Here is a 15,151-nt window from a genome sequence, read left to right on the forward strand (position 1 = left end):
AATCATTGTTATATGTAACCAAAATTCCGACTGAGGATTGGTATGGCTGCTGAACTGACACTTTTGACTGTGCTTCTGGCCGGATTGATTTCCTTTGTTTCGCCTTGCGTTCTGCCGCTGGTGCCACCGTATCTTTGCTATCTGGCCGGGGTCTCGCTGGACCAGTTGACTTCCGGTCAACTCAGCCGTGCGCGAAGCCGACAGGTGGTGCTGTCAGCCATCAGTTTCGTGTTTGGATTCACCACCGTATTTGTTCTGCTGGGGGCGGCAGCATCGGTTGCCGGCCAGTTCATTGCACGCAATGCAGGCACACTCAGCATTTTCGCCGGCATTGTTATCATTATTATGGGCTTGCATTTCCTCGGTGTTTTCCGGATTGGCCTTTTATATCGCGAAGCACGCATTGAGATCGGCCAGAAACAGCCTGGCTATCTTGGCGGATACGTCATGGGCCTGGCATTCGCATTTGGCTGGACACCGTGCATCGGGCCGGTTCTGGCCGCCATCCTTGCAGTGGCGGGAACGGAAGATACCGTGGCCAAAGGTGCAGGATTATTGGCAGTTTATTCGCTCGGACTTGGCATCCCCTTCATTACGGCCGCTCTGTTTGCGCGTCCGTTTATCGCCTGGATGTCCAAGTTCAAGCGCCACATGCAAACTGTGGAGCGGGTCATGGGCGGCTTGCTGGTGATCACCGGTTTTCTGTTTCTGACCAATCAGATGGCGGTTTTTTCGTTCTGGTTGCTGGAGATGTTCCCGGCGCTCGGTGTGATCGGTTGAACCGGTTTTGATCTGAATTTTCCAAACAGCCTGGCCGGGATTGTTGCCAGAATGACGCCGCCCAGAATCAGGGCCAGTCCGGCAAAATGAAATGGCTTCAGAGTCTCACCAAGCAACAGCACGGAAAGGCCGACGCCATAAGGCGGCAGCAAATACAGGAATACGCCAGTGATCGAGGGTCCAACCACTTTCACCCCGTATTGATAGGCGGTGAAAGGAAACAGCGAAGATACGATTACCAGAGCCGCAATGCCTGACCAGGTAGTGCCTGAGGTCGGAAAATGCCCGGTCCAGAACATTTCGAAAACCGCAAATGGCAACAGCATAATCGCCCCCGCCATGGCCACCACCCCTACGAGCGGCAGGGTTGGCAGGTCCGGGAACGGGTCACTGCGCAACAGAACCGAATAGATTGCCCAGCCCAACGCCGTCAGGACGAACAAACCGTCTCCTGGATTGAACTTCAATGCCAATAATCCTGCCAGATCGCCCTTGAATACAATCACTGCGACGCCAGCAATAGCGATCGGAATCCCGATAATTTCCCGCCAGCCGATTTTTCGTCCCCGAAAAACCCATTCCAGCAGAATTATCAATACCGAAGAGGATGTGTAAATCAGCGTTCCGTTGGAAGCAGTGGTGTATTTCAGCGCGAGATAGACCAAAGCGCCACAGATCCACATGCCGAGAAATCCGGCGATAAAAATCTGACGCCATTGACGGCGGAACACCGGCCAGTGCGCCTTCAGTGCAGGCAGACTGATCGCGAGTAAAATCAGCGAGGTGATGAACCAGCGCAGAAACGCCAGAATGAATGGCTCGGTGCCGTCGATAATCCAGCGCCCGATGATAATGTTCGAACCGAAAAACAGCGGCATGAAGACAAGCACCAGATAGGCTTTCGCCCGGTTATCTTTTGGCTGTTGTGACATATCGGAGGGAGCGTTCATTTGCGTTAGCTAACGGAGATCATCCACACTGGCAATCGCAAATGCGTTTCCAGAACAAACGGACTGCAAGTGGTGGTGACGCATGTCTGGCGGCCCGGCCTACCGGTCCATCAGGGCCTTGGCGATTTCCGCATTTGTGGGAGTGCGGTCGGTGCCTGGAACTTTCAGCGGATAGGGTTGAACGCTGGATCGCACATTATGTTGTGTAACCGGCGTAGGCTGCCGTTTCAGAGGCGTCTGCGAAGCGGCCGGCATTTGTTGTGTTAGCGGGTTGGCCAACCCTGGGCTCTGTTGCTGTGGCCTCGACGAAATGCTGGCCGTGAAAAGCTCCGCGCCGCTTTCAACGCTGTCCAGCCGTGACATCAGAATGCGGTTCTGCCGGTCAAGCCGCATTACAACTTCACGAAGTTCGATAACTTCATCCTGTATCTGACGGGACGCTGACGTCAGGTTTCGGGTGGCAGCAGCATCGCGTGCGCTGAACGCCTCAGCATTGAGATCCGGCGCCCAGTCCGTGCGTGTCAGCCAGAACGACCCGGACAGGGTGGACATGGCGACAACGCCCCAAATCATCAGTAAAGTAAGCTGAAACCAGGTCGATCTCGACACGCTCTGTTCCTTTAGTGCATCCTTATGAGCGTGTTGAAGATAGTGATACAATTGTTGAGATATTGTTAAGCATGGCAGTGCTGCAGCTGGCTCGCTTTCTGAGAAATTCAGTGCTAACCAACTCACCGGAAACGTTTTTTGGAATCGGAGAATAGATTGTCGGGCGTGGATATTATCATACTCGCCGCCGGTGAAGGCACGCGGATGAAATCCGCGACACCAAAAGTCCTGCACCCTGTCGGCGGCATGCCAATGCTTGGGCATGTGCTGAACTCCGGCCGCGCTTTCGGCGCATCGCGGATGGCTGTGGTAATCGGGCCCAATGCTCCCCAGGTAACTGCCTATCTGGAGCGGCAGCCATCTGCGGTGGACACCTATGTTCAAACTGAAAGGCTGGGAACCGGACATGCGGTTCAGGCGGCCGACAAGTTTTACGCTGATGTCAATCATTGCAATATCGTCCTTTTCGGCGATACACCGCTGATCCGGCCGCAGACACTGGACCGGATCAAGGCCCTTCTGGAAGGCAACGCTGATCTGGTAGTGCTGGGATTTGAGCCCCAAAACCCGACCGGATATGGTCGGCTGCTGACGGAACAAGGCGAGTTGATTGCGATTCGTGAGGAAAAGGACGCCAGCGAAACTGAACGCAAGATCAGCCTTTGCAATGCCGGGGCCATGGGCTTCGCTCCGGGAGTGCTGGACAAACTGCTGGCATCTCTGACCAATCAAAATGCCCAGAACGAATATTATCTGACCGATTGTGTTGAGCTGGCGCGGGCGCAGGGGCTTTCGGTGCAGATCGTCAAGGGCGATGTGGTCGACGCGGCAGGTGTCAACAGCCGCGCGCAACTGGCTGATGTGGAAGCCATGTTTCAGGACCGCATGCGCCGGCAGGCCATGGAAAATGGAGTGACCCTCACGGCACCCGACACGATTTATTTTGCTCATGATACCGAGATCGAGCCTGATGTGACCCTGGAACCGAATGTCGTGTTCGGTCCGAAGGTGCAGATCATGCGCGGCGCGACTATCAAGGCTTTTTCACACATTGAAGGCGCTGTCATCGGCGAGAATGCCATTGTTGGCCCTTTCGCCCGGTTGCGTCCCGGCACTGATTTGGGCCCCGATACCAAGGTCGGAAATTTCGTCGAGGTCAAAGCTGCCATAGTTGGAAAAGGCAGCAAGATCAATCATTTGAGTTATATTGGTGATGCAAGGATCGGTGCCAGCGTTAACATTGGCGCAGGGGCGGTTACCTGTAATTATGATGGTTTCCTCAAGCACACAACGACGCTTGGAGACGGCAGCTTCATTGGCTCGGGCAGCCTGCTGGTGGCTCCGGTCGAAATTGGCGCAAACGCCTATGTCGCCACCGGTTCTGTTATTACGCAGGATGTGCCTGCAGACGCGCTGGCCTTTGGCCGCGCCCGGCAGACCAACAAGGACGGCAGGGGTGCCAGTCTGAAAGAGAATTTGCGTGCTGCCAAGGCCGAGGCATCGAAGCGCAAATAATTCTCGCTAAAGTCGTTCAAAACCGTGATCGTGACAGGCGGTCTCCAGCCAATGCAGCGTGCTTTGCGCGTAGCTGCTGAAAGCAAACAGCCGAAACTCATCTGCTTTTGACCGCACCATCATCAACGGCATGTGATGCGCAGTGGTCTGGGCCACCGTTCCAATCGGAAAACTCTGAGCGTTGAAATCCATCGCCACACCCTTTGACAGCACGGTTTCAACATCCGGTCCGGCGAGTATGAGGATCGTCCGCGCGCTCGACAGATCTGTCACCGATCCGATGTCAGCGACTATTGCGGCTTGCAGCTTTTGCTCAAGATTTGCTGCCGCGCTTTCCAGCAAATAACGCCCGCCACCCAGCGCGTAGCTGGAATGCGGCGTGCCGAAGTGGGCGGTTCCGTCATCCGGCAAGGCTGTGATTCCGGGTTTCTTCAGTTTCGCCAGCGCTTTTTCCTGCTGGCCGGGAAACAGCGAGAGTTGCACAAGCGATCCTGCAAAGCTGCGTCGCAATGTGACGCCGGTCGCATCAGGCCCGCCGAAATGTCCGGCACTCCAGACCCGGTCCAGCGGGCAGGCCGACAGTGTTTCCATATCCTTAGCCATGCATCCGCTCCCCATCCTTGTCGAAGAAGCAGGGGTCGACAATTTCGACCGGAACATGGTGTCCTTTCAGCGGAAAGGTTGCATACATCTCCCGTCCGATGAGATCCCGGCCTTTTTCCAGCAAAGCCAGTGCGATGTATTTTTCAAGTGCGGGACTATAGGCGCAGGACGTGACATGGCCCAGGCTGATGCCGGGTTTGCCTGCGTTCGCGCTGCGCACCAGATGGCTGCCAACGCGCACCGGTTCCCCAGAGTTGGAAATCAGGCCGACCAGTTGCTGGCGATTGGGATCAGTAAAGGCAGCACGCGCGGTCATGGCCGAGCCGATGGCGTATTTTTGCTGTGAGACCATGCCGCCAAGGCCGACCATCTCTGCTGTTGTGCGGCCATTCAATTCCGCACCGACCACATGGCCCTTTTCCAGACGCATGGTTCCCAGCGCTTCCATCCCATAATTCACCATTGCAAATTCTTTTCCGGCAGACTGAAGACCATTCCAGACCGCCAGGCCGAAACGTGTTGGCGTGTAAACCTCGAAGGCCAGCTCACCGGAAAAGGACAGGCGGCACAGCATCACCGGAATACCCTGGCTAGTATGGCCGTGGCGGATGGCCATGAACGGAAAGGCATCATTGCTGAAATCCAAGTCCGGGATGTATCTGTCGAGAAGATCACGGACTTTCGGACCGGCCACCGCCGTCCCGGCCCATTGATCAGTGACCGAGGTCACATGAACCTTCAGGTCCGGCCAGTGAATGGCTAGACAGGTTTCAAGATGCTCCATCACACCGGCTGCATGGGCGGTGGTTGTTGTCATCAGAAAATTTGTCTCGCCGAGACGCCATGCGGTTCCGTCATCATAGACGATACCGTCCTCTCGCAGCATCAGGCCGTAGCGCGCCTTGCCGACAGGCAGTTTGGCAAAACCATTGCTGTAAACGCGGTTGAGAAACTCTGATGCATCCGGTCCCTGCACGGCGATCTTACCGAGGGTCGAGACATCGACAATGCCGACAGAGTTACGGGTCTGCCGCGCTTCACGAATATAGGCTTCTTCAAGGTTCTCTGCACCCCGGCGGTAGACCCTTGGTCTTTTCCACAGTCCGGCATCCATCATTTCCGCGCCTGCATCCACATGCCAGTCATGAATTGCGGTGCGGCGGATTGGCTGCCAATGCGTACCGCGCTCCGCGCCCACCAATGCGCCAAATGAGATCGGAGTATAGGGCGGCCGGAAGCGCGTAGTGCCGACTTCCGGCACACTTAATCCGCGCGCTTCAGCCATTAATGCCAAGCCATTGATATTGGAGAGTTTCCCCTGATCCGTTCCCATACCCAAAGTGGTGTATCGTTTCAGATGTTCAACACTGAGAAAGCCTTCCTGATAGGCCAGCTGGATGTCACTTGCGGTCACATCGTGCTGAAAATCGACAAAGGCTTTGTCCCGGCCGCCCTTGATGCTCCAGACCGGCGCAACATTCAGCACATTTTGCCGTTCGGGCTCCTGCAGTTTCTTGCGCGCCTTGCTGAATGATAATTTTCGCAGCGCGGATTCCGCTGCAATTTCAGCACTGGCAATGACGTCATCACGGTCGAAATGGCCAGCCATTGAGCCGCAGGCGGTCCACAGGCCATCCGGTCGGCCCGGCAGCATTGTTTGCAAAGTTTCATCCCATTCGGGCGCGCCGCCCATCTGGCTGGTGAGGTGTATCGTCGGCGTCCAGCCACCGGAGATGCCGAGGCAATCGCAGTCAATTACGCGTTCCTCGCCACTGGTGGTTTTGCTATGTGGATCAAATGCGGCGAGGCTGACGCGCTTGATGCCGTGATTGCCATGAACCTGCGTCACAGCGTGGCCGGTAATAAGTTGAAGTCCGGTGGCCGCTACCTGTGCCATGGCCAGATCCGAGATATTTGTTCTGGTATCGACCATCGCGCGGATTGGCACACCCATATCTTTCAGGGTGCTGAGTTGCGCATAGGCACCGTCATGGCTGGTGAACAGCACGATATCCCTGCCGGCGGCGACACCATAGCGCAGCGCATAGGCACGAATACTGTCAGCCAACATCACGCCGGGCCGGTCATTTCCTGTAAACACCAGCGGACGTTCCAGCGCACCAGCAGCAAAAACCGCGTGGCGCGCGCGCAGTACATGATAGCGTTCATAAGGTGCGTAATCGCTGTCCTGCGGCTGATGGGCGGACACCCGCTCCACCAATCCGAATGTACCGCCATCATACATGCCAAAACAGGTAGTGCGCGGCAAAATTGTTGCATTGGCTAGCGCCTTCAGACTGTCGAGCAGTGTGGATATCTGCTCGTCTCCTCTGGGGTCTCCGCGATGATAGCCGCCAAAGCCGGCATGCTCGTCAACCAGAACCACGCGGGCGCCTTTTTGCGCTGCCCGCAGAGCCGCTGTCAGTCCGGCAAGTCCGCCGCCGACGACAAGCAGGTCGGCAAATCTATTGATTTTCTCATATCTGTCAGGATCAGGGCGGCTGCCGGCTTTGCCCAGACCGGCGGCGCGACGGATAATCGGTTCATAAACCTTCCAGGCCTTCCGCGTCGGTGCCATGAAGGTCTTGTAGTAGAAACCGGCCTGAAGCAATGATCCGGTCAGCTGGTTGGCAGACAGAACATCAAAATTGAGGCTTGGCCAGCGGTTTTGACTGCTGGCGGCAAGGCCCTCATAAATCTCCGCCATGGTGGCTCTGCTATTGGGTTCCTGAACATCCGGTCTGTTGAGGGTCATCAGGGCGTTTGGTTCTTCGCTACCAGCACTCATCAGGCCGCGGGGGCGGTGGTATTTGAAGCTGCGTCCGAATAATTTCTGACCGTCCGCCAGAAGCGCCGAGGCCAACGTATCGCCGGAAAAACCGTCCACCGGCCTGCCATCAAATGTGAAAGACAATTTTCGGCTGCGGTCTATCTGTCCGCCCGCATCCAGTCGAAAGCCGCTCATCTGCCACCCCCTGTCTGATGCGGATCACGGCTTTTGACAGCCAGTATTTCATGGGTTGCGGTATCTCTGGTCATCTCCAGGACGAGGCGGCAGCCTCCATTGTGCTGCCATAATTCCTTGTGCGGTCCGCGCGGATTGCTGCGGTTGTAGATAAAATTCTCCCAGTCCCTGGTGCGGGCTTTCTCCGGAGCGGGACGCTTGACCGTGGCATCGCCCAGATAGGTGTATTCTGCAAGATCACGGGCACCGCAATGCGGGCAAGGTATCAGCATGGATTTCTCCCCTTGGGTATTTAGTGCAGCTTGGCTTGGGGGCCCGCGCCGCGTTCATCGATTGAATAACCAGACGCGAAGCGCTCCAGCGTGAAGGGTGCATTGAGCGCATGCGGTTCATCTTTGGCGATGGTGTGGGCAAAACACCAACCCGATGCCGGCGTGGCCTTGAACCCGCCATAACACCAGCCGGCATTGAGATAGAGGCCCGGCAAAGGCCCTTTGGTGATAATCGGACTGCCATCCATCGACATGTCCATAATGCCGCCCCAGTGCCGCAACAGGCGGACCTTGGCAAATTGCGGATACAGCGCCAGCATAATGGTCATCACGTCTTCAATCACGGGAAGATTGCCGCGTTGGGCGTAGGAATTGTATTTGTCGATATCGCCGCCAAACACCAGCCCGCCCTTGTCGGACTGCGACATATAGAAATGTCCGCCGCCGCCGGTCACGACAGTATCGACAGCCGGCTTCAACCCTTCGGAGACAAAGGCCTGCAGCACATGGCTTTCAATCGGCAGGGTTTCAACACCTGCCTTGCGCATCACTTCCGACGTGCTCCCGGCGACAGCCACGCCAATCTTGGGCGCTTTGATATCGCCGCGTGTGGTCTGCACACCAGTGATCGTGTCACCCTTTTTCAAGAACCCGGTGACTTCACAATTTTCCAGAATATCGACACCCAACCCATCAGCGCCGCGGGCATAGCCCCAGGCGATCGCGTCGTGGCGTGCGGTACCCGCCCGCGGCTGCAGCAACCCGCCTTGGATGGGAAACCTGGTGTCAGTCGACATATCGAGTTGCGGAACAAATCTCGCGACCTCATCGCGATCCAGTAATTCCGCATCGATCCCGTTGAGGCGCATGGCATTACCGCGTATGGCATGGGCGTCCATTTCAGCCGGATTATGGGCAAGGTTGAGAACACCGCGCTGGGAAAACATCACATTGTAATTCAATTCCCGGGACAGACCTTCCCACAGTTTCATACTGTGCTCATAGAACAGCGCGTTCTTGCGCAATTCATAATTCGAGCGCACGATGGTTGTGTTGCGGCCAATGTTACCGCTGCCAATCCAACCCTTTTCGACAACAGCAACATTGTGAATGCCGTGCTCTTTGGCAAGATAGAAGGCCGTCGCCAGCCCGTGCCCGCCACCGCCGATAATGATGACATCATAAGACGGTTTGGGATCGGGTTTGCGCCACTGGCTGCTCCAGTGCTTGTTCCCGGTAAGAGCGTTTTTTGCCAGCGCCCACGCAGAAAATCGTGCCACGTAATTCTCCTCTGATCGAGGATCAGTGTGCAGGTCTATGCTTGAACTGCGCAAGGGACAAAACGTCCCGTCACCGGGTTTTCCGGTGGTTTTTGCTTGCTCGACTGAAACACGTCCATAAGATGCCGCTCTGGGAGGACGACATATTCATGACGCGCTTCGGTTTTTTATTGATCGACCGGTTCTCGCTTTTTAATCTGGCTGCGATGCTGGATCCGCTTCGGGTTGCAAACCAGATGTCGGGAGAAGAGCACTTTGAATGGCTGACAACCAGTGTCAGCGGAGAGCCTGTGCATTGCAGCAGCAATACCAGCTTCAATGTCGGTCACGCCCTTGCCGATCTGCCTCGTTGCGATGTGTTGATTGTTTGCGCCGGATATGAAACCGACCCGGAAAATGTAACGCAGATCCATACCCAACTGCGCCAGCGTGAACGGCGCGGGACAATTCTTGGTGCAATTTCCACCGGCAGCATTGTGTTGGCCAGCGGCGGTTTGCTTGATGGCTATGCCTGCACCATTCACTGGGAGTATGAGGCTGCTTTCCGGGAACGCTTTCCTGCGGTCAACTGTACCGGCCGTGTATTTGAAATTGACCGCAACCGCATGACGTCGTCCGGTGGTACGGCATCCTTCGATCTGGCGCTCAACATTATCGCACGGGATTTGTCCCAAGAATGTGCCTATCAGGTTGCCAATCAGTTCCAGCACGACAGAATCCGCAAAGGCGATGAGACCCAAAGAGCTGGCAAAAACAGGGATTTTTCCACGAGGCCGGATAAGCTGGCGCGGGTCATCACGATAATGCAAACCAATCTTGAAGAACCGCAGGCCACCTCCGAACTGGCCAGAAAGGTCTCGCTGTCGGTGCGTCAGGTGGAACGGCTGTTTCTCAAATATCTGAGCTGCACACCGAGCAAATATTATATGGGACTGCGTCTGGAACGCGCGCGCGAATTGTTGCGCCAGACCAACTCGCCGATTATTGAAGTGGCGCTGGCAACCGGGTTTTCCTCGCATTCCTATTTCGCCCAGAGCTACCGGAATTATTTCGAACGCAGCCCTTCAGAAGAGCGCCGTAAGGTCTGGTAACTTCGAGGTTTTGGATAACGCCGCTCCAGCAACGCCTGCCATGTAGCGCCCATGTCGCAGGACAAAAGGTTGGCTGTCGCATTGAAGCTGGAAGGGCAATGCCGCGCCGCATAGTTTGGAAAGGGCAATCGATAAAGGTGAGGGAACAGATCATGCAAACGCGGGCAAGAGTGGTCGTTATCGGCGGTGGTGCGGTTGGCGTGTCGACGCTGTATCATCTGGCCAAGAAGGGCTGGTCCGATGTTGTCCTGCTGGAGCGCAAGGAGCTGACCTCCGGCTCCACCTGGCACGCCGCAGGCCTGCTGCCCTTGTTCAATCTGAGCTATTCGGTCGGTCAGATCCATAAATATTCAGTCAGACTCTATGGCGATCTGGAAGCGGAAACCGGCATGAATGCCGGGCTCTCGCGGGTGTCCAACATCCGGCTTGCCCGCAGCAAGGATCGCTGGGACGAATATCTGTATTATGCCGGTGTTGCCAGAACCATTGGCGTTACCGTCAATCTGCTGAGCCCGGAAGAGCTGAAGGAGATTTGGCCGCTGTGTGAGATCGATGGCATTCTCGGCGCCATTCAGCATCCCGATGACGGCTATATCCAGCCTGCCGATCTGACCCAGGCCCTGGCCAAGGGCGCGCGCGACAATGGCGCAAAAATCCATCGCAACACCAATGTCACCGGAGCAACGCGCAGCGCCAATGATACTTGGCTCGTACAAACAGACAAAGGCGAGATTGAATGTGATCATATTGTCTGCTGCTCCGGCAATTTCGCCCGCCAGACCGGCGAAATGTTCGGTCTTGATATCCCGGTGATCCCGGTCGAACACCAGTATATCGTTACCGAGGCTCATCCCGCCATACTGGAGCGTCGCGCCAAAGGACTGCCGGAGATGGGGGTTTTGCGAGAGAGCGATTCCTCCTGGTATATGCGCGAGGAAGCCGGTGGCCTGTTGCTTGGACCGTATGAGAAAGACGCGCCGTGCTGCTATGTCGATGGACCGGATGCCGATAGCGAATATGAATTGTTCCAGGAGGATCTGGATCGTCTGATGCCGTATATTGAAACGGCAATTGAACGTGTCCCGGCCTTTGGCGAAGTCGGTATCAAGAAAGTCTATAATGGCGCGATTGCCTATACGCCGGATGGTTCACCGATTATCGGGCCCGCCTGGGATGTGCCCAATGTCTGGCTTAACGAAGGACATTCCTTCGGCATCACTGCGGCTGGCGGGGCAGGTTGGCAACTGGCTGAATGGATTGTCGAGGGAGAGCCTTCGATCGACATGATGGGCGTTGATCCGCGGCGTTTCGGCCCTTACGCGACAAAAGCCTATCTGCAGCAGAAAAACGAGGAGGCCTATGCCAATGTCTTCTCCATGCACTACCCCGATGAAGAGCGCGTTGCGGCCCGTCCGCTGAAGAAAACACCGGTCTATGATCGTCTCAAACAACATGGCGCGGTGTTCGGCTCAGTCTATGGCTGGGAGCGTGCCAACTGGTTTGCGCCGCTGGATTATTCCGTCCCGGCTGACCCGTTGAGCTATCCTGATCTGCTGCTCCACCACAATCACGCGCCCGCCACAGATGATGGCCGCATTGTTGAAAAATGGTCGTTCCGCCGCTCCAATTATTTTGATTTTGTCGGCCTGGAAGTGAAAAATGTCACCGAGAATGCCGGAGTTCTCGACATGTCCGCCTTTGCCAAGATCGAAGTCACCGGTGCGGGCGCGCGGGAGTGGTTGAACGGCTTGTTCGCCAACAGCATTCCCGGCAAGCAGGGCCGGATTGCATTGTGCCATCTGCTGACCCGATCCGGCGGCGTATTGTCCGAATTTACCGTATATGAGTGGCAGCCGGGACGGTTCTATCTGGTGTCTGCAGGCGCTTACGAACGCCATGACCATGACGTGCTGACCAAAGCCCTGCCAAAGGACGGCTCGGTGCATCTGTCGCCGATCACCGGGCAATATGGCGTGCTGGTTTTGGCCGGTCCAAAATCCCGTGACGTGCTGGCGAAACTCACCGATACGGATCTGACAAATGCAGCCTTCCCCTGGCTGTCCGGCAAGAAAATCAGCCTCGGCAAGGCCACCGCCCATGCGCTGCGGGTGAACTTCGTTGGCGAATTGGGCTGGGAATTCCATCATCCGATTGAAATGCAACTGGAAATCTTCGATGCCCTGATGGAAGCTGGTGCAGAGTTCGGCATTCAACCCTTCGGCATTCGTGCCATGGACGCGATGCGGCTGGAAAAATCCTACCGTCTTATTCCCCGCGAATTGTCGATTGAATATTCAGCCTACGAATCCGGGCTGGACCGCTTCATCAAACCAGCCAAGGATTTTATCGGCAAACAGGCTCTTATCCAGCGCCACCAGGACGGAGACCGATGGGCCTATGTCACTCTGCATGTCGAGGGCGTCAAAGATGCTGATGCCCGTGGATCGGAAGCAATTTTTGACGGTGATCAGCTGATCGGCCGCGCCACCTCCGGCGGCTATGGCTGGCGCGTTGGCAAATCCCTGGCCCTGGCCATGGTGCCACCTGCCTACGCTGCCATTGGCACGATTTTGCAAATTCAAATTCTCGGAGAGCAGTTTCAGGCGGTGGTGATTGAGGAAAGTCCGTTTGATCCGGAAAACCTGGTGTTGCGGGGCTGAAACAGCTTTGGTCGGTCTGGTCAACGCAGACCCTAAAAAAGCCCGATTGTCGGTTTGTTTTCCGCCGTGAAAGCGTTACACGAAACGGTCTGACGCCCCCAACCGGAGTTTAGGAATGAATCTGATCAAAACACTTGCGGCTGCTGCCGTTGCGCTCACACTGGCAACTGTCAGTTTTGCCGCCACGGATGCCGATACACTTATCCTGGAAACCAAAAATGGCAAAGTGACCATTGAATTGTTGCCTGAAGTCGCCCCCAAACATGTGGAGCGGGTCAAGCAACTGGCCAATGACGGGTTTTACGATGGCCTCAAATTTCATCGGGTGATCGAGGGCTTCATGGCCCAGACCGGCGATCCGAGCGGCGATGGCACCGGCGGTTCCGAGCTCCCGGATTTGCGCGCTGAATTTTCAAAACAACCGTTTGAACGCGGTACGCTCGGCATGGCCCGGTCGCAAAATCCCAACAGCGCCAATTCCCAGTTCTTCATCACCTTCGGTGACGCATCGCACCTCAACGGTCAGTATACGGTGTTCGGCCGAGTCACGGATGGAATGGAATTTGTCGATCAGATCAAGATGGGCTCAAGTTCACAAAACGGCGCTGTCAGTGATCCCGACACCATCATCAAAATGCGCACAGCCGATCAGTTTTAGCCGCGAAAGCGTGATTGCAGGCCACAGTCTGGATCTCCGGAACAAGTCCGGGGGATGACGGGCAGTGGGGCGACGATGGTAGTGGGTTGACGGTTAGCGCGGAATGACGGTGCTAAAGCCGCACCCATGCCACACGTTCATGCCAAACCTTCGTGCCACTCTGTTCGTCATCCTCGGACTTGTTCCGAGGATCCAGTACGCGTATGGTCAGGCGGTACACTCATGCCACCCACCTACCGTCATCCCCGGACTTGTTCCGGGGATCCAGTACCCTTGCATCTCATCCACAACCGATTGCGGATTCATATTATGCGAAATACAGCATAACACATTGTTCCGGAAAGGCTTTCCGGCTCAATCTGTGAGAACAAAAGTGACCTTCATTACCACGCGGTATTCAGTAATTTTACCGTTGGTGACGACGACTTTCTGATCTTTGACCCACACGCCTTCGACATTTTTCAAAGTCTCCGAGGCGCGCTTCACGCCCCTTTGCAATGCATCTTCAAAACTTGTGGGCGAAGAGGCGATGATTTCCGTTACGCGTGCAACTGACATGTGAACTCCATTGTCTGAGAATGTCACTTCTGTGTGACGGTGTCGAAAGCCTAGCTTATCGATCAACGCCTGCGCAAGTTATCCAGAAGGCGGTCTCTAATTCACCCACCCGGTCGAAAGCGCGCTTGCCCAATCGGCAAACCCCTTGGAACGGGCAAGCTCTGCCATCGCCTGATGATCGTAAGGCACGTGCCGGAATGTCACATTCCAGTCACCGGACTGCTGCTTTTCAATGATGGCATAGGCTGCAAAGGGATTTCCCGTATGCATGACATAGGGTGCCGCCCGTGTATCCTTGAAACCCGGACAGCCGACACTTCCCGGATTTATCACGCGCCGGCCATCTGACAGGCGCACGACTCGGGAAACGTGGGAATGTCCGCACAGCATGATCGGAAATTCCAGTGATCCGGCCTCGCGTTCAATATCTGCCAGCGGCCGCAGGCTCATGCCAAGCGCCGGGTTCGGCGTATCCAGCCAATGCTCGGAATCACTGGACGGAATTCCATGACAGAGGAATATCTCACTTTCGAAAACTGCGCTCTGGGGCAGGGCCGCAACCCATTCCAGATGTGTTTCATTCAACTGCCTGAATGCCGGTGCGTCCCAGGTGCCCAGATCCTGCACCGCAAGCTCCAGCAGAAAACGGTCATGATTGCCCCGGATCGACATCATTTTGCGCTGGCTGACCAGTAAATCTGCAGTTTTTCCAGCTTCCAGCGGCCCACCGAAATGATCGCCGAGATTGACAATCTGATCAATGCCCTGGCCGGCAATGTCGTCCAGCACCGCCTCCAGCGCCAGATGGTTGCCGTGGATGTCGGAAATAGCTGCAAAGCGCATAGTGGTATCCTACAATAACACTGGCTGTGGCATTACAAGTCAGTCCGGACGCAGCCATTCACGCAACGTCTGACAAACGGGCTGACAATCATCATCACCGGATAGGCGACCATCCATGATAATGCCCATGACGACATCCACAGAGAACTGAGATCCGGGGACATGCCATTGGCGCGAAACGTAGCAATTCCCGAAACGATGAATGTCATGAATCCCGACAGAAGAAAGCTGAACAGAAAAGGTGCGAATTTTGGATGCATGCCGGGCCGTGGTCAGATGGGTGAAAAGATCAACTCATCTATCATCTAACGAGCAGGCGACCAAGCAGCGATATGCCGCCTCCGCCAGAGGCAAGCAGAAGCCCCGG

General features: G+C 55.8%; 14 protein-coding genes. 5 read left to right on the forward strand and 9 right to left on the reverse strand.

The window, feature by feature from the left end; genetic code table 11:
* Positions 1 to 42: 42 nt before the first annotated feature.
* On the forward strand, positions 43 to 780 hold the full coding sequence (locus tag RAL88_RS00780) for a cytochrome c biogenesis CcdA family protein (RefSeq protein ID WP_306266571.1): 738 nt from the start codon (positions 43 to 45) through the stop codon (positions 778 to 780).
* Here RAL88_RS00780 and RAL88_RS00785 read toward each other — a convergent pair.
* Positions 717 to 1,730 carry a DMT family transporter gene (locus RAL88_RS00785; RefSeq protein ID WP_306266572.1) on the reverse strand — a complete coding sequence of 338 codons (1,014 nt, stop codon included), beginning with the start codon at positions 1,728 to 1,730 and terminating at the stop codon, positions 717 to 719. The genes RAL88_RS00780 and RAL88_RS00785 overlap by 64 nt on opposite strands.
* Positions 1,731 to 1,829: 99 nt before the next feature.
* Positions 1,830 to 2,339 carry a hypothetical protein gene (locus RAL88_RS00790; RefSeq protein ID WP_306266574.1) on the reverse strand — a complete coding sequence of 170 codons (510 nt, stop codon included), beginning with the start codon at positions 2,337 to 2,339 and terminating at the stop codon, positions 1,830 to 1,832.
* Positions 2,340 to 2,477: 138 nt separating this feature from the next.
* Between RAL88_RS00790 and glmU the strand changes: the two genes are divergently transcribed.
* Entirely contained in the window at positions 2,478 to 3,854 is a 1,377-nt protein-coding gene (gene glmU, locus RAL88_RS00795; RefSeq protein WP_306266575.1) for a bifunctional UDP-N-acetylglucosamine diphosphorylase/glucosamine-1-phosphate N-acetyltransferase GlmU, read from the forward strand.
* A 6-nt stretch (positions 3,855 to 3,860) separates the two neighbouring features.
* Here the strand turns inward: glmU and RAL88_RS00800 are convergent, their stop codons facing one another.
* From RAL88_RS00800 to RAL88_RS00815, 4 genes are read right to left on the reverse strand one after another with little or no spacing between them, the layout of a single operon-like run.
* Positions 3,861 to 4,457, reverse strand: coding sequence for a sarcosine oxidase subunit gamma (locus RAL88_RS00800; RefSeq protein ID WP_306266576.1), 597 nt, complete (start codon positions 4,455 to 4,457; stop codon positions 3,861 to 3,863).
* On the reverse strand, positions 4,450 to 7,422 hold the full coding sequence (locus tag RAL88_RS00805) for a sarcosine oxidase subunit alpha family protein (protein WP_306266578.1): 2,973 nt from the start codon (positions 7,420 to 7,422) through the stop codon (positions 4,450 to 4,452). The genes RAL88_RS00800 and RAL88_RS00805 overlap by 8 nt, the downstream gene beginning before the upstream one ends.
* Complete coding sequence (locus RAL88_RS00810) at positions 7,419 to 7,694, reverse strand: sarcosine oxidase subunit delta (RefSeq protein WP_306266579.1); 276 nt, start codon at positions 7,692 to 7,694, stop codon at positions 7,419 to 7,421. The genes RAL88_RS00805 and RAL88_RS00810 overlap by 4 nt, the downstream gene beginning before the upstream one ends.
* Positions 7,695 to 7,714: 20 nt before the next feature.
* Positions 7,715 to 8,974: a sarcosine oxidase subunit beta family protein gene (locus RAL88_RS00815; RefSeq protein ID WP_306266580.1), complete on the reverse strand. Its 1,260-nt coding sequence runs from the start codon at positions 8,972 to 8,974 to the stop codon at positions 7,715 to 7,717.
* A gap of 149 nt (positions 8,975 to 9,123) precedes the next feature.
* Here RAL88_RS00815 and RAL88_RS00820 point away from each other — a divergent pair, with 149 nt between their 5' ends.
* The 3 genes from RAL88_RS00820 (at position 9,124) to RAL88_RS00830 (ending at position 13,383) form a co-directional block, all read left to right on the forward strand.
* Positions 9,124 to 10,065, forward strand: a complete 942-nt coding sequence (locus RAL88_RS00820; protein ID WP_306266581.1) for a GlxA family transcriptional regulator — start codon at positions 9,124 to 9,126, stop codon at positions 10,063 to 10,065.
* 152 nt (positions 10,066 to 10,217) lie between these two features.
* Positions 10,218 to 12,725: an FAD-dependent oxidoreductase gene (locus tag RAL88_RS00825; RefSeq protein WP_306266582.1), complete on the forward strand. Its 2,508-nt coding sequence runs from the start codon at positions 10,218 to 10,220 to the stop codon at positions 12,723 to 12,725.
* Between the two features lie 115 nt (positions 12,726 to 12,840).
* Positions 12,841 to 13,383, forward strand: a complete 543-nt coding sequence (locus tag RAL88_RS00830) for a peptidylprolyl isomerase (protein ID WP_306266585.1) — start codon at positions 12,841 to 12,843, stop codon at positions 13,381 to 13,383.
* A 354-nt stretch (positions 13,384 to 13,737) separates the two neighbouring features.
* Here RAL88_RS00830 and RAL88_RS00835 read toward each other — a convergent pair whose 3' ends face one another.
* The 3 genes from RAL88_RS00835 to RAL88_RS00845 all read right to left on the reverse strand — a co-directional run bounded on the left by RAL88_RS00835 (position 13,738) and on the right by RAL88_RS00845 (position 15,044).
* Positions 13,738 to 13,941: a dodecin family protein gene (locus RAL88_RS00835; RefSeq protein ID WP_306266586.1), complete on the reverse strand. Its 204-nt coding sequence runs from the start codon at positions 13,939 to 13,941 to the stop codon at positions 13,738 to 13,740.
* Positions 13,942 to 14,037: 96 nt separating this feature from the next.
* The gene (locus RAL88_RS00840) at positions 14,038 to 14,784 is read right to left on the reverse strand and encodes a metallophosphoesterase (protein ID WP_306266588.1); all 747 of its coding nucleotides are present in this window, start codon (positions 14,782 to 14,784) and stop codon (positions 14,038 to 14,040) included.
* 32 nt (positions 14,785 to 14,816) lie between these two features.
* Positions 14,817 to 15,044, reverse strand: coding sequence for a DUF2798 domain-containing protein (locus RAL88_RS00845; protein WP_306266590.1), 228 nt, complete (start codon positions 15,042 to 15,044; stop codon positions 14,817 to 14,819).
* Between the last annotated feature and the right edge of the window lie 107 nt (positions 15,045 to 15,151).

The sequence above is a fragment of the Pararhizobium sp. IMCC3301 genome (genome assembly GCF_030758315.1).
Classification (GTDB): Bacteria; Pseudomonadota; Alphaproteobacteria; order Rhizobiales.